This window comes from Bacillus sp. TE9106W (assembly GCF_054062215.1).
Window position 1 is genome coordinate 98,844 of the sequence record NZ_JBSSFA010000014.1, and the last position, 19,595, is coordinate 118,438.

The 19,595-nt window shown below is 34.7% G+C and carries 13 protein-coding genes and 3 other annotated features (1 of these 16 only partly in view); of the genes, 2 read left to right on the forward strand and 11 right to left on the reverse strand.

The genetic code is table 11. The features are described 5' to 3' along the window. The first annotated feature begins 10 nt into the window (after window positions 1-10). Window positions 11-673: a DUF3841 domain-containing protein gene (locus tag ACVWY7_RS21820; RefSeq protein ID WP_061681462.1), complete on the forward strand. Its 663-nt coding sequence runs from the start codon at window positions 11-13 to the stop codon at window positions 671-673. Window positions 674-783: 110 nt separating this feature from the next. Next, a complete protein-coding gene (locus tag ACVWY7_RS21825) occupies window positions 784-1,455 on the forward strand; it encodes a TerC family protein (protein ID WP_000346924.1) in 672 nt (223 codons plus the stop codon). A 59-nt stretch (window positions 1,456-1,514) separates the two neighbouring features. Here ACVWY7_RS21825 and ACVWY7_RS21830 read toward each other — a convergent pair whose 3' ends face one another. The 11 genes from ACVWY7_RS21830 to ACVWY7_RS21880 all read right to left on the reverse strand — a co-directional run bounded on the left by ACVWY7_RS21830 (window position 1,515) and on the right by ACVWY7_RS21880 (window position 18,928). Beyond that, window positions 1,515-3,488, reverse strand: a complete 1,974-nt coding sequence (locus tag ACVWY7_RS21830; RefSeq protein ID WP_000808766.1) for an LTA synthase family protein — start codon at window positions 3,486-3,488, stop codon at window positions 1,515-1,517. A 520-nt stretch (window positions 3,489-4,008) separates the two neighbouring features. Continuing rightward, window positions 4,009-5,634 (reverse strand): ABC-F family ATP-binding cassette domain-containing protein, encoded by a 1,626-nt coding sequence (locus tag ACVWY7_RS21835; RefSeq protein WP_000633868.1) that lies wholly within the window; start codon window positions 5,632-5,634, stop codon window positions 4,009-4,011. A 377-nt stretch (window positions 5,635-6,011) separates the two neighbouring features. After that, window positions 6,012-6,866 (reverse strand): P-loop NTPase family protein, encoded by an 855-nt coding sequence (locus ACVWY7_RS21840; protein WP_001093182.1) that lies wholly within the window; start codon window positions 6,864-6,866, stop codon window positions 6,012-6,014. Between the two features lie 472 nt (window positions 6,867-7,338). After that, the gene (locus ACVWY7_RS21845; protein WP_000040252.1) at window positions 7,339-10,455 is read right to left on the reverse strand and encodes an MMPL family transporter; all 3,117 of its coding nucleotides are present in this window, start codon (window positions 10,453-10,455) and stop codon (window positions 7,339-7,341) included. A 253-nt stretch (window positions 10,456-10,708) separates the two neighbouring features. After that, complete coding sequence (locus ACVWY7_RS21850) at window positions 10,709-11,275, reverse strand: TetR family transcriptional regulator (RefSeq protein ID WP_001107293.1); 567 nt, start codon at window positions 11,273-11,275, stop codon at window positions 10,709-10,711. A 309-nt stretch (window positions 11,276-11,584) separates the two neighbouring features. Continuing rightward, on the reverse strand, window positions 11,585-12,742 hold the full coding sequence (locus tag ACVWY7_RS21855) for a GNAT family N-acetyltransferase (protein WP_326969527.1): 1,158 nt from the start codon (window positions 12,740-12,742) through the stop codon (window positions 11,585-11,587). A 136-nt stretch (window positions 12,743-12,878) separates the two neighbouring features. Next, on the reverse strand, window positions 12,879-14,168 hold the full coding sequence (gene aroA, locus ACVWY7_RS21860; RefSeq protein ID WP_326969526.1) for a 3-phosphoshikimate 1-carboxyvinyltransferase: 1,290 nt from the start codon (window positions 14,166-14,168) through the stop codon (window positions 12,879-12,881). Window positions 14,169-14,184: 16 nt separating this feature from the next. Continuing rightward, the gene (gene tyrA, locus ACVWY7_RS21865) at window positions 14,185-15,285 is read right to left on the reverse strand and encodes a prephenate dehydrogenase (protein ID WP_002080245.1); all 1,101 of its coding nucleotides are present in this window, start codon (window positions 15,283-15,285) and stop codon (window positions 14,185-14,187) included. Continuing rightward, complete coding sequence (hisC, locus tag ACVWY7_RS21870; RefSeq protein WP_326969525.1) at window positions 15,278-16,378, reverse strand: histidinol-phosphate transaminase; 1,101 nt, start codon at window positions 16,376-16,378, stop codon at window positions 15,278-15,280. The genes tyrA and hisC overlap by 8 nt, the downstream gene beginning before the upstream one ends. An 18-nt stretch (window positions 16,379-16,396) precedes the next feature. Continuing rightward, window positions 16,397-17,569: a chorismate synthase gene (gene aroC / locus ACVWY7_RS21875; RefSeq protein ID WP_001269396.1), complete on the reverse strand. Its 1,173-nt coding sequence runs from the start codon at window positions 17,567-17,569 to the stop codon at window positions 16,397-16,399. A 53-nt stretch (window positions 17,570-17,622) separates the two neighbouring features. Continuing rightward, window positions 17,623-17,842: a binding site (T-box leader), on the reverse strand. Between the two features lie 9 nt (window positions 17,843-17,851). Further along, entirely contained in the window at window positions 17,852-18,928 is a 1,077-nt protein-coding gene (locus ACVWY7_RS21880) for a bifunctional 3-deoxy-7-phosphoheptulonate synthase/chorismate mutase (RefSeq protein ID WP_001273580.1), read from the reverse strand. 195 nt (window positions 18,929-19,123) lie between these two features. Then, window positions 19,124-19,360, reverse strand: a binding site (T-box leader). A gap of 54 nt (window positions 19,361-19,414) precedes the next feature. Then, window positions 19,415-19,595: a binding site (T-box leader), on the reverse strand (it continues 56 nt past the right edge of the window).

Genomic DNA, 19,595 nt, shown 5'->3' on the forward strand with positions numbered 1-19,595 from the left:
AGGTGCCATTATGATCGTATATACAGTTCAAACTGAAGAAGCTTGGAAGCAATTTAAGAAACTTGGTTATTTAGAAGGTAATAAAGAATTTATCGATTCAGACGATATATATTCATATGACTGGATGGTGCGCGTTGCTAAAACAAAATTGCCTCATTACGAAGGTAACTATCCTATTTGGGTCTGGGAAGCAAATAATTACCCAAACCGAAATCATAAAGCTTGGGGTAGAAAAAATTCAAAAATGGTAATTTTAACACTAGATGTACCGAAAGAATGGGTACTATGGAGTGATATTAGTTACTGGTGTTGTGCCATGTGTGATAGTTCTATGTATTTTCATCAAGCAGATAAACCTGCACTGGAAGAATGGTATACCTATATGGATAAAGAATACGGGATCATATTCGATTTCGACTATTTATTATCACATCCTGATTGGTATCTAGATAAAGAGGATTCGTTAGAAAAACAAGGGGTTATCGGAAAAATCCCCCTTTCCTTCGTAAAAAAAGTACGACGTTTTCGTGCTAAGGAAGATACATCTATTCATACAATCAGAAGTGATAACTGGGATAATAGAAAAGAAAACCGTATTAAAAAGATGAATCGAAAATTAAGAAAAAGAAACGAAAAGCAAAAAAGAGTGCAAAAGCGACTTATACGAAATTGAAATAGATTTATCAAAATACAGTAAGAAATTATGGATTGAATATACAAATTCAATCCTATTTTTTATATTATCAACACTTTAGCACATATTACTCTTAAGGGGGGATGTATATGGATTTTCTTTCAGCTGAATATTTGTCAGCCTTGCTTGCCATTATTGTAATTGATTTAGTGTTAGCAGGTGATAATGCCATTGTAATTGGATTAGCAGCAAGACGATTACCGAAAGATCAACAAAAGAAAGTTATTATATGGGGCACTATCGGGGCAATCGCGATTAGAGCTCTCGCTACTTTAATTGTCGTTTGGTTGTTAAAAATACCAGGGCTACTTCTAATTGGTGGTGTACTCCTTATATGGATTGCTTACAAATTAATTGCTGAAGGCAAAGATCATGATATTAAAGCAGAAGAAGGTTTTTGGTCTGCTATTAAAACCATTATCATTGCTGATGCATTGATGGGAATTGATAACGTTCTCGCTGTTGCTGGAGCTGCACATGGCAACTTTTCTTTAGTAATTATCGGGCTATTAGTTTCAATTCCAGTAGTAGTTTGGGGCAGTACATTAATTTTAAAATGGGTTGACCGGTATCCTATCATCATTACGATTGGAGCAGCTGTTTTAGCTTATACTGCCGCGAAAATGATTGTGGATGAAAAATGGTTCGCTGCATTTTTCGAAAGTAACCCTTTCATAAAATGGGCATTCATCATTATCATCATTGCCGGTGTAGTTTTCTTCGGAAAGGCAAAACAAAAAGCAACAGATGGTTCTATCTGATGATGATGTTATATTTACAAACAAAAGACACTATTCATTTGAATAGTGCCTTTTGTTATTTATTTAGCTTCCCCTTCCGGAGCCGTTTTTACTTTCGTTTTGTTTTTATCACGATTGTTATAGTTATACTTCGAACGATCTATCGGTGTAAATCCTTCCGGTGTGTAGAATCGTAATAAGTCACCATTTACGACTTGGTCAGAGTATTTTAACGAGTTTTGAACCATTTGTTCATTTTGTTTTATTTCATCTGTAAATTCTACAGGTTTTCCAGTTGTTGTATCATAATATTTGCCGTTTAGTGCAGTAACTGTTGGGCTTACGAAGTTGCCGTTACGGAACGCAACAACTTGTTTATGATCTGGTGATAATAAATCTGAACCAAATTGAACATAATTTTTTGTATCTGTTCCTAGTAAGTGTAAAAGAGTTGGAAGAACATCAATTTCACCACCGTATTGATGTTGTACGCCACCTTTCACACCTGGTACACGAACGATTAAAGGTACACGCTGTAACTGTGCATTTTCAAACGAGTTAATTTCTTTACCCATTACTTTTGACATTGCTGCATTATGATTATCTGAAATACCGTAATGGTCTCCGTACATAACGATAATAGAATTATCGTATAAACCAGATTGTTTCAAGTAATCGATGAAACCTTTTACAGATTCGTCTAAATAACGTGCTGTTTGGAAATACGTATCTACAGATGAGTCACCTGTGTTCGCTGGTTCAATTGTCGCTTCCTCTTTATCAATTGGATAAGGGAAGTGATTTGATAACGTAATAAACTTCGTATAGAACGGTTGTTTCAATGTCTCTAATAACGGAATGGATTCATTAAAGAATGGTTTATCTTTTAATCCATAGTTTACTACATCTTTTTCGTTCATATCATAGTATGAAGCATCAAAGAATTTATTAAAACCAAATGATTTATAAATATCGTCACGGTTCCAAAATGTTTTATAGTTGCCATGGAATACAGCTGATGTGTATCCTTGTTGCCCTAAAATTGCTGGTGCTGATTGGTATGTGTTATGAGATTTCGTTGTAAATACAGATCCTTGTGGTAAACCAAACATAGAATTCTCTAACATAAACTCCGCATCAGACGTTTTCCCTTGTCCTGTTTGATGGAAGAAGTTATCAAAGTAAAGCGTATTCGCATCTTTTGTAAATGAGTTTAAAAACGGCGTAACTTCTTGACCATTTAATTTATAATCAATTAAGAAGTTTTGGAATGACTCTAAATGAATATAAATTACGTTCATTCCCTTACCTTTACCGAAATACTCAGGATTTGGACTTGCGTAAGTTGATGTTAAATAATTTCTTACTTCCGTCATATTATCTCCATCAGCTAACGCTCTTTCCGTTGATGCTTTCGCACTTTGAATACCATCATAAATTGTATAGTTATATGCTCCTAAATATTTCACAATATAATTACGATCAAATGTTCTTGTTAATAATTCAGGACGGTCAGATTCTGCAAGTCCTAAGTTAACACTGAATAATAAAATACCTGCTACAAATACTAGTGATACTTTATATTTCGCAACACGAATTGGTTTCGGATTTGCAAATTTCGTTGCAACTAACACAATTAAAATCATTGTATCTAAGAAGTATAGCGGATCATAAAGATGTAGCAACGCAACAATACTACCACCTAAATCTCCAAAGTTATTCGTTTGTGTCAACGTCGGGAACGTAATAAAGTCACTGAAAAAGCGATAGTATACGACGTTTGCATATAAAAGAATCGACAATAACAAGTTGATAACAATTAACCAAATATAAGATCGTTTCCCTTTTGCAAATAATGCAAGTCCTAAAAATAGCACTGCTGAACTAAGCGGGTTGAAAAACAGCAAGAATTTTTGGATTGTATTTGAAATACCTAAATTAAATTCTGTTACATAAGCCGCATATGTTTTGAGCCAAAATAAAATAACGGCAAACAGAAAGAATCCAAAATGATTGCTTAGCACACTTTTGCTCTTTAATAAGAATTGTTTCATTTCTCCACCTCTTTTGATCATCCAAGGCTTATTTTTTTATAAGTCTGTCTCTCTATTCAATTTTTTATCTTCAAATAGATTTTATTTATTTAACTATATGAAGAATACTAGTAATTATAATTTGAAGCTAGTATTTATTCAACTATTTCTTTCTAGACATTTTGACCTTGGTTTCTATTTAACAAAATAAATTTGTAACATTTCCTGTCTTCTCCCAAGATTCATCCACTAATAATGACATCACATACTATATACCTTTATTCACTACTTCGCAAATAAATATGTCTCCAGTTCTGGAACATTAATGTAATATAATGAAATTCACAATAGATAGCATTTAATTTTTCGATATATATTATTTCTTCATTCAGTTATTTATGCTTCAGCAATTCTTCTATGTGCAAAATCCAAATCTCTTTCCTCTAATAAAGTTATTCTTGAATAATTATTCACAATCCATAAAAATAATGATGATAAAAAACCTCGCTCTCATAACGAGAGCGAGGTTTTTTATCATTTATTATTGACCTTTGTACATTGCATCTACTTGTTTTTGAAGTTCTTCATTTTCTAAGAACTCATCGTAAGTAGCCTCTTTATCGATTACACCGTTTGGCGTTACTTCGATAATGCGGTTTGCAATTGTTTGTACGAACTGATGGTCATGTGATGTGAATAAAATTGTACCTTTAAATGCGATTAAACCATTGTTTAATGCAGTGATAGACTCAAGGTCTAAGTGGTTCGTTGGGTCGTCAAGTGTAATTACGTTTGCACCACTTAACATCATTTTAGATAACATACAACGAACTTTTTCGCCTCCAGATAGTACAGAAACGTTCTTCTTAACTTCTTCGCCTGAGAATAACATACGGCCTAAGAAACCACGTAAGAAGCTTTCTGACTCATCTTGTGGAGAGAATTGACGTAACCATTCAACTAAGTTGTAGTCACTGTTCTCAAAGTATTTAGAGTTATCTCTTGGGAAGTACGATTGAGATGTTGTAACGCCCCATTTGAATGAACCACTATCTGGCTCCATTTCACCCATAAGGATTTTAAATAATGTCGTCATCGCAATATCGTTACGACCGATAAATGCAACTTTATCACCTTTATTTAAAGTGAAGTACACATTATCTAACACTTTTTCACCATCAATTGTTTTAGAAAGACCTTCAACAGTTAATAAGTCATTTCCTACTTCACGTTCTGGTGTGAAGCCAACGAATGGGTAACGACGAGATGATGGCTTAATATCATCTAATGTAATTTTATCTAATAATTTTTTACGAGAAGTTGCTTGTTTCGCTTTAGATGCGTTTGAGCTAAAGCGCGCAATGAAGTTCTGTAACTCTTTTACTTTCTCTTCTTTTTTCTTATTAGCATCTTGCGTTAATTTTAAAGCTAATTGGCTTGACTCATACCAGAAGTCATAGTTACCAACATAAAGTTGAATTTTACCGAAATCAAGATCAGCCATGTGCGTACATACTTTATTTAAGAAGTGACGGTCATGGGATACAACGATAACTGTATTTTCAAAGTTCATTAAGAAGTTTTCTAACCATTGGATCGCTTTTAAGTCCAAGTGGTTGGTAGGCTCATCTAGTAATAGAATGTCAGGTTGACCGAATAAAGCTTGAGCAAGTAATACTTTTACTTTCTCTGCCCCAGTTAATTCTGACATTTTCTTATCATGAAGGTCTTCACCAATACCTAAACCTTTAAGAAGAATTGCAGCTTCTGACTCAGCTTCCCAACCGTTAAGCTCAGCAAACTCACCTTCAAGTTCAGCAGCACGCATACCATCTTCATCACTAAAATCTTCTTTCATATAAATGGCATTTTTCTCTTGCATTACTTTGTAAAGACGAGTATGACCCATAATTACAGTTTCTAATACTGGGAACTCTTCATATTCGAAGTGGTTCTGTTTTAATACTGCAAGACGCTCACCTGGCGTAATATGTATGTCACCTGTTGATGGTTCGATTTCTCCAGATAAAATCTTTAGAAACGTTGATTTACCAGCACCGTTTGCTCCGATTAAACCGTAGCAGTTACCTGGCGTGAATTTTATGTTAACATCTTCAAACAATTTGCGATCCGCGAAACGCAAACTAACGTTACTTACTGTAATCATTTGTGTCCTCCTACTAATACCGCTTATTTCAGCGTTTTCTCACCGATTGTCTTAAAAAATCGCATATTACGACTCAATTATTGTAGACTATAGCTATTATATAGTAGAAGCTGGATGAATAGCAACGGTTGATTGCTATTCCTTTCTTTCCAAACTCGAATAAAACCTTTGTTTTTAATTATATTAAAGTTACATACACGTTTTAAAGAGGATTCATTTTGAAAAAACATTTATAATTGGAGCATTATGTTTATCAATTGAAATAATACAATAACTTGTATGCATTTCGCATTATAAATAGCAAACTAAAACGTTCAGAAAATATTCTGAGCGTTTTTATTTCCTTCTTCAACTAAGGTACCAATTATTATAAAAAGCTATTTCACCATTTGTATTGTTAACTTATCTTTTAGCATTGACCTATATGAGTCAATTTCATATTTTGTATTATTGATTTTTTCTTTTTTCATTTTTAACATATCGAATATTTCTAACTCTAAATTCCTTCTAGCTTCAAGGACTTTTATCGCTCCTTCTACACCTGAATGGTTATGTTCTTTCCCATAGCCTTGGTTCGTGTAATAGTCGACAATTCCTGTGGCCCATTCTGGATTTCTTTCTTTTAATGCCTTCCTAAATGAAAATTCAAGATTATCTTGTTCTACATAGAATAACATTGGATTTAAATTCTCTATGATTTTTGCAACTTTCATTACATAATTTATTATTTTTTCTTTTTGTTCACCGTATTTAATCATCCCAATTGTTAATGAATTTTGTATGAAACAACATTCAAAAATATACACCTTATCATCTTCTAGAGCAATTTCAGCAAAGTTTTTCCATTTGTCAGCAATTAATTCAATATTTTTATCGAATGGTAATTCATATATATCGTTTCTTGAAATATCGTTAAATAATTCGTCCGGAAACTGGTCACCAAACTCATTTTTTATCTTTCTGTACGGTAATAAATAATTGCTTCCTTTTTTTAAAACTCTTTTAAGAAGCACTTCTTTAAAATCTCCACTGTTAAATAATAATCTGTCGAATTCAAATTTATTAAAACAAGATACACCATCATAGTCGGCTGGGTGGTTCAAATTTCCCTCTAAAAATAGTTCAACTTCAACTTCAATTTTATTTTGGCTTAGAATATCATTTATTAGCTTTGCAGTGGTCGATTTTCCGAATCCAGGTAAACCTTCTACTATTATTAGTTTTGTATTCATAGTTATAAATCCCTTTCTTCAAAGTATTTGACCAAGATTAAAAAAATTACTTACTCCACTGCAATCACTCCTTCAAAATATGATATTCACCATTTCCTTTGAAAAATCCTTCTTAAAGTAACCTGACCGTTAGTTTAAGAACATTTTTTCACAATCTCTATCATTATTTTAACATAAATTTTCCATTTACCTTTTAAAAATGATAGTCCACCATTATTTGAGTGAACTATCTAAAGTAAATTATATCTTTTAAATCAAATACTTTGTCAGTAATCCCCAATCGTTGTGCTGGTGTTTTTACTGTTTTCTTTTTCTCTTCCTTTGCAATTTAACTATATAAAAGTACTTAAACAATGTAATAAAAATTAAAAAAGGGATGCTAAACCATATGTGATTTAGCATCCCTAATTTGTATGTTATTTTATATTTTATCTCCTATAACTGAACCAGTTACTTTTAAAAGAGTCTTCTTTTATTTCCTTACACTTAATTTCTTTGTATAATCCTTCATTTTACTCGTTAATCCTATTAAAGCAGGTAACAATATTGGTATCACAATAATAGCTAATAGTAACAATGCAACACCAACAACGGATGCTACTTGTATAAGCGTCAATACACCTGAAGGGATTAATGCAGCAAATGTACCACCTAAAATAAGTGCCGCTGATAATACGACTCCTCCAATATGACGAGAAGCAGTTACAATTTTCGTCGCTGAGTCCCCTTCTAACTCATTGTATCTCATCATTACAAAAATACTATAATCCACTCCTAAAGCGACAATCATTATGAAACTAAAGAAAGGAACATTCCAGCTTAATGAATCTACATGTAATACATGCGTACTAATTTGTTCACTTATACCTAATGATGCAAAGTACGCTAATAGTAACGATCCAATAATAAAGATTGTGTTTAATAATGAGCGTGTAATCACAATTAATACAATCGCAATTCCAATTAACATAATTGTAGCTGTACGTAAGAAGTCTTGCCCTGTTACTTCTTTTAAATCAACGTTTCTAGCTGTTGTTCCTCCAATTGCTGTTTTCACATGATTTAATTCTGTCCCCTTCAAAGTACCATCTATCGTTTTATTGATTTCTTGAATAATTGGCATCGCTTCTTTTGAATACGGATTTACGTCTAAAATGATTGTCATTTTAGCAGTCTTTCTATCATGTGACATGTACGTATTCAAAGCTTTTTGGAAATCTTCTCCCTCCAAAACTTCTTTTGGAATATAAAATTTCTCAGAGCTTTTTGATTCATTCAGTTCTCCTAAATATTTCTGTGCGTCATTCAGGCCGTTACTTACTTTTCCAAGCCCTTCTGTACTTTTAGATAGTCCTGATTGTAATTGTCCCATCTGTTCTTGCAAGTCTTTCAGTCCTGTTAATAGCTGTCCTTGCCCATCGTTTATTTTCGTTAATCCGGTTTGTAACTCAGATGACTTGTTCGCAATTTGTTTTGAACCTGTTGCTCCTTCATTTAATCCATTTTTAAGATTAGCTGCTCCTTTTTGTAACTTAGTAACTCCATTGCTCATTTCTTTTAAGCCGTTATCCATTTTCAATAACGATTGATTCGCTTCTTTAAATGATCCCATCGCCGCATTATGCTGCGTTGCTAATTGATTTAATTCATTTGACAGCCCACCTAATTGCTTTTGAGCCTCTTTAGCAATTCCTATCGTCTGCAGAATGTTAGGATCATTTGCTAATTCTGGTTTCGTTTGAATGAAATTGGTCATTAACATTTCAATTTGTTCATAACCTTTCTTCGCACCGTCAATCGCTTGAGAAATACTTCCGAAGTATTGATCGTAAGAACTTAAACCTTTTTCTAACTGTGTATAGCCAGCATGAAGTTGTGAAGTTGCATTAGATAATACACTTATATTTTCATTTACTGAAGTTAACCCACTCTCAATTTGCTGCGCACCTTGTGCTCCGTCATTTATGCCATTTGATAGTTGATTTAAAGCTGTTCCTAATGCCGACACACCATTTTTCGCTTCATTTGTTCCATCAATTAACTTTTGAACGTTTGCAAGACTATTTGAATCCTTACTACCCATTTTATCTTTCGCAGTAGTTAATCCATCATTAATTTCCTTTATACCACCATTGGCATCTCCTAAACCTGTATTTAGTTCACCCGCTTGTTTATTTATATATAGTTCTTTAATTCTTTCACCAGTTGGACGTGTCGGTGCATATACTTCTGAAACACCTTTCACTTTCAAAATCTTTTCAGTTAGTTCATCTAAAGTTTGAAGCGAACTCGCCTCATCTAACTTATTATTCGATTGAATGACTAACGTACTTGGTGAAGAAAAACCAGGTGGAAAATGTTTTTCTATTACGTTAATCCCCATTTTCGACTCATATTTATTGTCTACTTCAAATAAATCGTTGTAATTAAGTGTATTAGAATACTTTAATACGAAAGGAATCGATATCACGAATACAATAATTAAAGCGACAAACGGTCTTGCAACTGAATTTTTCGCAAAGAATCCCCATAGGCGACTATCTTCATGACCTTTAAATGTTTTAACTGGATAAAACATTCCTTTTCCTAGAAGCACCATGAAAAATGGATTTAACGTAGTTAATACGAGTAATAATACTGCGACACCAATTGCTACCGCTGAAGTAGATTGATATAATTTAAAACTCGCTAAAGCAAGAGATGCAAAACCAATTAGTACTGCTATCCCGCTATATAAAACTGTTTTTCCTGCCGATTTAAATGTTTCTTTCGTAGCCAAAAATGCGTTTTCTTGTTTACTTAATTCTTCTTTAAATCTCGTAAATAATAAAATGTTATAGTCTGTTCCAACCCCGAACAAGACAACAACTACAAACACTTGTGTAAAGTTAGAAAATGGAAAATTAAATTGATCTACAAGATGAGCAATAATCCCCATTGAAACTAAATACGATACCCCAACAGTAAGAAGAGAAACAATGGGAACAATCGGTGAACGAAATACAATGATTAATATAACTAGAATGAAAATGATTGAAATAACTTCAGTCTTTTTCACTCCCTCTTGAGAAGATGTAAGAAAATCACCCGCGATTAAGTCACTTCCTGTTAAGTACGTTGTTACTCCTTTCGTTTTCACTTTATTATGAAGGTTATTTGAAACTTTCGATATTTCACCATGTTTTTTATCTACCGATATTTGCGTTAAAATAGTCGTATTATCTTTAGAAACTAATTGTTTTTCTAAGTCTTTATTATCTAAATGTGAAACAACTTCATTAATTCCTAATTGTTCTTTTTCATTTTGCAAAGCATTGATTGTTTTTGTTATTTCCTTTTTTTGTTCAGTCGTTAAAGCTGTTTTACTACCACTATTAAAAACTGCTATAATGTCATACTTTTCTGTCCCGTCTTTATTCATTTCTTTAATCATATTGTCAGCAATACTACTTTGTTCTGTATTAGGAATCGTAATATGCCCTTTTTCCTTCACTAATTTATCCATATTAGGCATCGTTACGATCATTGTAATAGTAATAACTATCCATAATAGAAAAGATAAACTTCTCCAATTTTTCAGCTTGCTCATTTGGATCATCTCCCGCGATTAAAATTTTATATTAGTTACGGAATGAATATTCATTCCTATTATTTTGAAAACACCTTTTCGGAATGAACGTTCATTCCTCTCATTCTATTAATTTACTTTTTAGCTCTATTAAACTATGGATTTCGGAATGAATATTCATTCCTTTAATTGTACAGATTGATCATCTCCTGCTTTTCTTTTTCACACTCTCATCGGAATGAATGTTCATTCCTGTCCTTATAACGCTATAGAATCAAATGATTCTAATAGCATTCCAACAGCTTTCTTCCAGTTCTTTTACCAATTCTTCTGTATATTCTAATTGGCCTGTTTCCATTACTTTAATTAATTTTTCAATCGGTTGATATACAATGATAATTAACGCAATTGGTGGTAATGGACGGAGAAAACCTTTTTCGATTCCATCCTCAATCAAGTCCATAAAGAAACCCATAAAATCCTCGAATATTTCATTACTATGTTCATCGAGAAAATAACTATCACAGTGAGAATTCGTAAAAAGAAAAGCATCTGCATTTTGTCTTGCAAATTCAAATAAACGGTTGTATGTATGGCTAAACTGTTCACGAATATTTGCGTTGACTGGAAAGTCGGTTTTTATTAACTCTGATAGCTGTAAAACACTTTTCGTAAATAAAGAATTAACAAGTGCTTCTTTATTTTCAAAATAACGATAAATGGTACCAGCACCTACTTTTGCTTTTTCAGCAATCATCGGAATTGTTGTACCATCATAACCTCGTTCTGCAAAAAGTTGTATTGCCGCATCAAAAATATCTTCTTGTTTATTTTTAGCCATTTTTTCACCTCAATTTCAGGAATGAAAATTCATTCCGTTTTTAATTATAAATTACATCGGTTAAAAGTCAAGTGTGTGACAAGTATCATTGCGATTTTAATCCCTTGTTTTGTGAAAAAATTTATATCAGCGATTATTAAAATATATCAGCGTAATTCTGATTATATCAGCGATTTTCAGGATATATCGGCGCATCTCTAATTATATCAGCGATTTTCAAAATATATCGACTTACCGACAAAAACTGACAACATCTGAAGAAGCTATTCCAAATGAAATTTTAGAATAGCCCGATTTCAAATATGCAGATTAAAAGAAATCATAAATAAACGGCTTACGCACTGGTACTACATTCTCAAACACTCGTATTTCCTCTTCGCTTCCGCTAATTAATTCAAGTTCATTTAGTTCTAATGGGCGTCTGTATCCAAACAATATTGTAGATAGTGCATTTATATCTAGTTTGATTCCTTTATCCATTGGTTCTTCTATAATTGTTATTTCATGATTTGCTAGTCTCACTGTTATGTTATTCCACTGAGCAAATGAATCTGTAATATGTAAGATCACTTCTTGCTGTACATTGTTCCAGTTCAACCCATATTGTTTTAAGAATTGCTCTACATCTACAATTCTCCCCATAAAATATGGTTTTATTTCTGTCTTCACACGTGGCTCTTGCAATGTATATAACAACGGTTCATTTTCACTTACTGTCATTTCAAGATCTTTAATCATAGAATCATGCTGGCAAATAAAGTTCCATAGACCATTTCGTGCTTCATTATGCAGTGGAACAAATTCATCTACTGTCATTTTATAGTTTTCTATTTTATATAACATATAGCCAGCTGCAGTTTGATTTTTATCGTAATAAATTGCTAATGTTAAATCATCATAAACTGCTTGTAACCACCATTTTTCATTGCGAACTAGCATACCAGAAAAACGTTCTGCAAATGTTTCATAAAGCTTCTCGACCTCTTCCGGGTGATTTTCTTTATTGAAACGTTTCACCGTACCATTCACTTGTTTTTTCATAACTAAATCACTCTTTATCATATGACATACGAGAAGATTCGCACAAAGTTCCCAGCCGTATTTACGGTAAAATGAAACGGCAAATGGATGTAGCATCGATACTGTATATCCGTCTTTTTTCATCGTTTGAAGTGAGTGTTGAAGCAATTCTTTCACATAACCGCTTCTTCGATACTCTGGATACGTCGCTACCCCTGCAACGCCACCCATTTTAAACTTTTCTTTACCTATGTATATATGAAATGGAATAAGGTGTAGTTTTGCCGCGAAGTTCTCCCCTTCCATAATACCGTATACTTCATGACTTTCTTTCATTTTTGTAAGTTGTTGCTGCAATCGATCTTCATCAACTTTATATTGAAAAGCGTATTCTGATAAACGTAATGCTTCTCTAAATTTATCTTCCTTTAATCGTATAACGTTCATATATCTCTCCTCCATTCCTTATTCGAATTGTACCATAATTCGAAATATTAAAGTGCGGCGAATGAAATTATATGGACTTAACGACACGAATTCAATATAAAAAAGCAGATACATCTTGTATCTGCTTCTTATTACTTTATTTAGCTAACTTTTGAAGTTCTTCGAAGAACGTAGGATATGATACGCCTACTGCTTCTGCGTCTTCAATTATTGTTTTTCCTTCTGCGATACATCCAGCAATCGCAAGCATCATTCCTATGCGGTGATCACCGTAACTATTGACTGTATTACCTTTTAGAGCTGATTTTCCGTAAATGATCATTCCGTCATCGGTTGCTTCTATACGAGCTCCTAGTTTCGTTAACTCTGCAACGACTGTATCAATACGGTTTGTCTCTTTTACTTTTAATTCGTGTGCATCTTTAATAACTGTAATTCCTTCTGCTTGCGTTGCCGCTAATGCAATTACAGGAATTTCATCGATTAATCTTGGGATAATATCTCCGCCGATTTCGATTCCTTTTAATGAAGAGGTTTCAATTGTAATGTTTGCAGCTGGTTCTGATGCTCCTTCGTTAATTGGCTCTACAGTAAACGTTGCACCCATCTTCTCTAAAACATCAATAATACCTGTACGAGTTGGATTCATCCCTACATTTTCTAATACTAGTTTACTATTTGGAATAATCGCGCCCGCTACTAAGAAAAATGCAGCTGATGATACGTCACCGGGCACTTGAACGTCTGTCGCTGTTAACTTTTGTCCACCTGCTAGTTTCACTGTTTTCCCTTCGCGAGTTACTTTAACGCCAAATGCTTCAAGCATTCTTTCCGTATGATCGCGAGAAATATGTGGTTCTGTAACAGCTGTTACACCTTCTGCACGAAGTCCTGCAAGTAAAATAGCTGATTTTACTTGCGCGCTTGCTACAGGCGAAGTGTATTCAATTGCTTTTAAATCTCCACCACGTATTGTTAGCGGTGTAAAGGTTCCTTCTTCGCGACCATCAATGTTTGCACCCATTTGTTTTAATGGATTTGTTACACGTTTCATCGGTCTTTTTGCAATAGATGCATCACCTTGTACGCAAGAGAAAAATGGTGTATTTGCCAAAATCCCTGACATTAAACGTATAGTTGTACCAGAATTACCAACATCTAATACAGCTTTCGGTTCTTGTAAACCTTCTAATCCTTTACCAACTACAGTGACTTCATCACCGTTTTGCACAATGTCTACTCCCATTTCTTTAAAACAAGAAATCGTACTTAAACAGTCTGCACCAGGCAGGAAACCTTTAATTTTTGTTTTTCCTTCTGCAATCGCACCGAACATGACAGCGCGGTGAGAAATCGATTTATCTCCTGGAATTGTAATGTTGCCATTTAATCCGTTATTAACAGGTTGTATTGTTCTTTCCTTCACGTTTTCACCTTCTCATTTAAATTGTTTCATAAGTTTGATATTTTTCTTCTCCAAGCGCTAGCTTTGCTTTCATACGATCTTCTTCTCGCTGGAAGCTAATACGTAATACCCCAAGCAATCCTTCACGCGCTTCTAATATTTGCAAGTTCGTAATACTAATTTCCTCACGCGCTAAAATACTCGTAATGTGAGCCAATGCCCCTACTTTATCTAAAACATCGACGTATAAGTCGTGATAGGCAGGAATTGCTCCTCTCTTTCGTACTGGTAAAGAGTCTCGGTATTCTTTCGCGTCTGCAAAATAGTTTTGAATCTCGCATGCATCTCCGGTAGAAACTGTATCATATAAATCTTCCATTTCAGAGATCCACTCTTTTAATAATACCATTAAATGCTCACGATTTTGCTTAACAATATCACTCCACATTTTCGGACTACTAGATGCAATGCGTGTAATATCTTTAAAACCTCCAGCAGCTAACTGATGAATGAGCGGATTATCTCCTGCATGTTTCTCTACTTGCTTCACTAAACCTGCTGCGATAAGGTGCGGGAAATGACTAACGATCCCTGTTACATAATCATGTTCTTCTGTATTTAAAACAAGGAAATGTGACCCTGTTCCTTTTAACCAATCTTTTAACTCTTCCACATGTTCATTTGGCACATGATGCATCGGTGTTAAAATGTAAAATGCATTTTCAAATAAATGCGCTTTTGCACTTTCAACTCCCGTTTTATGAGAACCTGCCATTGGATGTCCACCAATGAAAGAAATTTCCTTTGAAAATAAAGCTTCCGCTTCGTTCATAATAGACCCTTTTGTACTACCAACATCAGTCACTATAACATCTTCTCGTAAATGGAATGACGCAAGTTTGTGTAATAGCTTTTTCGTTTCTTCAACTGGAGAAGCAAAAACAATTAAATGTGCCTCTTCACATGCATGCTGTAAATCAACTGCTATTTCATCTACTACGTGTAATTCTTTTGCGCGCTCTACTTGTTCTTGAAATATATCATAACCTGTTATCGTTACATCGTGGTCCTTCTTAATTGCTAATGCGAGAGAACCTCCGATTAAACCCGTTCCAATTAAAACTACCTTTTTACGCATTTGCCTCATCTCGAGACTTTCTTTTTTTATTTTCAAAGTGTTGTTGTAACACTGAAATCACTCCTTCATTTTGCTCCCTTGTTCCGACTGTGATGCGGACACCATTCGGGAACGGACGAATAATAAACCCTGCGTGTGCGCAAGCTTCATAAATCTCTCCACCATTTTCTACTGGCAAGAAGATGAAATTTGTTTGTGACTGATAAAATGGAATTTCATTTTCCTTACAGAAACTTTCGTATTGTCGTAAACCTTCTGTATTCACACGAACTATTTCTTCAATAAACTCGTCATCACCAAAAGCAATCGTCGCTGCTTTTTGCGCTAATGAAGATACGTTAAATGGCAAACGAACAACATTTAATTTTTCGATTAATTCTTCATGTCCAACCGCATATCCAACGCGGAAAGAAGCTAATCCGTACGCTTTAGAAAATGTTCTAAGCACAAGAATATTTTTATGTTTTTCTAAAAGCGGTAATGTCTCTGGGAAATCTTTTGCTGTTACGTATTCATAGTACGCTTCATCAATGACAATTAACGTATTTTCACTAATACCTTCAATGAATTGAGTCAATTTTCGGTCATTCACATATGTGCCTGTTGGATTGTTCGGGTTACAAATCCATACAATTTTTGTATTGTTATCTACTACTGAAGAAATTTCGTCTAAGTCGTATACACCGTTATTTAACGCAACTCCCTTCACTTCGCAACCTTCTATAATTGCATGATGACGATACTGCGGGAATGTTGCCCCAGCCGTTACGATGTTATCTCCTGCTTTAAGTACTGCTCTGCTTATCATTTGAATGACTTCATCTAAACCACTACCACAAAGTACTTGTTCCATTTTCACATGTAACTTATTTGCAATTGTTTGACGGAGCGTTGTAGCACCTCCGTCAGGGTATAAAGCATGGTCCAACCACGATTTTTGCAACTCATCTAAAACTCGTGGCGAACAGCCGAATGGATTTTCATTCGATGCTAATTTAACAAACGAATGATCTCCGTACACTTCTTTCATTTGTTCAGGTGATTTACCTGGTTTATATGGTTGTAATGATAATAGTTGATCTTTTACTTGCATGTTAAAACCACCTTTTTATTAAAATTCTTTTGCGTATTTATTATGTTGCGTAATGTTTTGTTGAATTAACTCCATACGATCTTTTCCGAATTGTTCGACTAGTGCATGTGCAAGTTCCCATGCAACAACAGATTCAGCTACTACACCTGCTGCTGGTACTGCACAGCTATCAGATCTTTCAATACTTGCTTGGAAAGCTTCTTTCGTATCAATATCAACACTTGCTAATGGTTTGTATAATGTTGGTATTGGTTTCATTACACCTCTTACGACAATTGGCATTCCCGTTGTCATACCGCCTTCTAAACCGCCGGCATTATTCGTTTTTCTCGTGTATCCTTGTTCCTCATCCCATAAAATTTCATCATGCACTTTACTACCTGGCTGTCTTGCCGCTTCAAAACCAACGCCAATTTCAGCACCTTTAAATGCATTAATACTCATAATCGCACCAGCAAGTTTTGCATCTAATTTACGATCGTAATGAACGTAACTACCGACGCCAATCGGCATTCCTTCTGCAATGACTTCAACAATACCACCGATCGAATCTCCGCTACTTTTTGCATGATCAATCGCATCCATCATCTTTTGTTCTACTTCTTTATCTAAACATCGAACTGGTGAGTTTTCAGTAATTGTTTGAATTTCTTCAATTGACAAGTTAGAAATATGTTTTGCTTTTACTCCACCAATTTCAAGTACATGCCCTGCAATTTCTACGCCTAATTCTTTTAAAATTTGTTTCGCAACCGCACCAGCAGCTACACGAACTGTTGTTTCTCTTGCAGATGAGCGCTCTAGTACGTTTCTTATATCACGGTGACCGTATTTAATTGCTCCATTTAAATCCGCATGTCCTGGACGTGGTTTCGTAATTGTACGTTTCATTTCTTTACTTTCTTTTTCCGAAATTGGCTCTGCACCCATTACTTTCTTCCAATGTTTGAAATCATCATTTTTTACGATTAACGTAATGGGTGAGCCAAGTGTCATCCCATGACGAACACCACTTACAATTTCAACTGTATCTGTTTCAATTTGCATACGTCTTCCGCGTCCGTGCCCTTTTTGTCTTCTTAATAATTCTTTATTAATATGTTCCGCCGCCAGCGTTAAACCTGCTGGTACACCTTCTAAAATAACTGTTAACTGCGGTCCATGTGATTCTCCAGCTGTAATGTATCTCATTTCTCTTGCCCCTTTACTATTTTTTTGTACAAAAAAGTCCCTACTGAGCGCTCAGTAGGGACGATGTTCATCGCGGTACCACCCTAGTTGTAGACTTCTTTCGTCTACCTCTCTTCTTCTTTAACGATCATTAGACCGTCTTTCTCATCAAAACTTGACGAAAAAGATGCTCCAAGGCTGTAATTCATGCTTACCTTTGTACTGATTCACACCGACCATCAGCTCTCTTTAACAGTGAGATAGGCACTACTGTTTCCTCTTCAGCGCATATATGATATGGAATTAAGATAATTTATTTTTGAATCCTTTTAACTCATCCATGAATCTATGGAATTCCGGAATATCCATTTGTTGTGCAGAATCTGATAATGCCACTGCTGGGTCTGGATGTACTTCAGCCATTACTGCATCTGCACCAATTGCAAGTGCTGCTTTCGCCGTTGGTAATAATAAATCTCTACGTCCAGTTGAATGCGTTACGTCAACGATAACTGGTAAATGTGTTTCTTTCTTTAAAATCGGTACAGCAGAAATGTCTAATGTGTTACGTGTTGCTCTTTCGTATGTGCGGATACCACGCTCACATAGAATAATTTGGTCGTTACCCTGTGCAATGATGTATTCAGCTGCGTTAATGAACTCATCAATTGTTGCTGCTAATCCACGTTTTAATAATACTGGCTTGTTAACTTTACCTACAGCTCGTAGTAAATCGAAGTTTTGCATGTTACGTGCACCAACTTGAATTACATCAACGTAGTCTAATGCCATTTCAACATCGTTTGGATTTAAAATTTCACTAATAATTGCTAAGTCGAATTCATCTGCTACTTGGCGTAAAATTTGTAGCCCTTCTACTCCCAAACCTTGGAAATCGTATGGCGATGTTCTCGGTTTGAAAGCACCACCGCGCATTAATTTTAAGCCTTGGTCTTTCATCGCTTGCCCTACTTGGCGAACTTGCTCTAAGCTTTCTACCGCACAAGGTCCCATGATGAACGTTTGTGTGCCGTTACCAATCAATTCACCTTTTACATCAACGATTGTGTTTTCTTGTTTCTTTTTACGTGATACTAGTAATGCTTTACGGTTATCATCTTCTTGTAATTCTAAGCTAGCTTTGAAGATTGTTTTGAAAATATGTTGAACTGTTGATGTTTCGAATGGTCCTTCGTTATTCTCTGCAATCATATCAAGCACTTCACGCTCACGTACTGGATCAAAACGTTTTGTACCTTGTACTTGCTTTTGTTCCCCAATTTTTTGAACGATTTCACCGCGTTTGTTTAAAAGGTGTAATAGTTGTAAGTTAATTTCATCTACCTGTTTACGTAATTGATCTAATTCATGATTTGCCATTTGGAAATCCTCCTCTAATGTTTTAAAAGTATAGTAAGAGAATGAAAAATTCTCTATTTTCTGAACTGGTCAATTATACAAATTTAAAGTGGAATCGATACCTCTTCTTATTTTAAACTAATAATTCGTACAAAGACACTCTCTACTAGTTAAAAACCCACTTTTTTTGTACAAAAAATCCCTACTGATGCAATCAGTAGGGACGATATTTATCGCGGTACCACCCTAGTTGTAGACTTCTTTCGTCTACCTCTCTTCATTGTTAACGATCATCTGACCGTCTTTCCCTTCATAAAGATAAATACTATCTTTACTACGAAAAAGATGCTCTAGGACTGTAATTCGCTCTTGTTTTTGTACTGGTTCACACCGACCACCAGCTCTCTGTTACAGGGAAACAACAACTACTGCTTTTCCTTTCAACGCATGCATATTTAATTTTCAAGTTGGGCCACTAAAATACAAAAAGTCCCTACTGAATAAATCAGTAGGGACGATATTTATCGCGGTACCACCCTAGTTGTAGACTAAACTTCTGTCTACCTCTCTTCACTGTTAACGATCAATTGACCGCTTTTTCTTCATAAAGACAATGCTATCTTTACTACGAAAAAGATGCTCCAAGACTGTAATTCATGATTATCCCTGTACTGGTTCACACCAACCA

Excerpts from the sequence above, each read along its gene's own strand:
- tyrA (WP_002080245.1), bottom strand. The coding sequence starts at position 15,285 with ATGCGTAAAAAGGTAGTTTTAATTGGAACGGGTTTAATCGGAGGTTCT.
- hisC (WP_326969525.1), bottom strand. The coding sequence starts at position 16,378 with ATGCAAGTAAAAGATCAACTATTATCATTACAACCATATAAACCAGGT.
- ACVWY7_RS21840 (WP_001093182.1), bottom strand. The coding sequence starts at position 6,866 with ATGAATACAAAACTAATAATAGTAGAAGGTTTACCTGGATTCGGAAAA.
- ACVWY7_RS21825 (WP_000346924.1), top strand. The coding sequence starts at position 784 with ATGGATTTTCTTTCAGCTGAATATTTGTCAGCCTTGCTTGCCATTATT.
- ACVWY7_RS21830 (WP_000808766.1), bottom strand. The coding sequence starts at position 3,488 with ATGAAACAATTCTTATTAAAGAGCAAAAGTGTGCTAAGCAATCATTTT.
- ACVWY7_RS21835 (WP_000633868.1), bottom strand. The coding sequence starts at position 5,634 with ATGATTACAGTAAGTAACGTTAGTTTGCGTTTCGCGGATCGCAAATTG.
- ACVWY7_RS21880 (WP_001273580.1), bottom strand. The coding sequence starts at position 18,928 with ATGGCAAATCATGAATTAGATCAATTACGTAAACAGGTAGATGAAATT.
- ACVWY7_RS21850 (WP_001107293.1), bottom strand. The coding sequence starts at position 11,275 with ATGGCTAAAAATAAACAAGAAGATATTTTTGATGCGGCAATACAACTT.
- ACVWY7_RS21855 (WP_326969527.1), bottom strand. The coding sequence starts at position 12,742 with ATGAACGTTATACGATTAAAGGAAGATAAATTTAGAGAAGCATTACGT.
- ACVWY7_RS21845 (WP_000040252.1), bottom strand. The coding sequence starts at position 10,455 with ATGAGCAAGCTGAAAAATTGGAGAAGTTTATCTTTTCTATTATGGATA.
- aroC (WP_001269396.1), bottom strand. The coding sequence starts at position 17,569 with ATGAGATACATTACAGCTGGAGAATCACATGGACCGCAGTTAACAGTT.
- ACVWY7_RS21820 (WP_061681462.1), top strand. The coding sequence starts at position 11 with ATGATCGTATATACAGTTCAAACTGAAGAAGCTTGGAAGCAATTTAAG.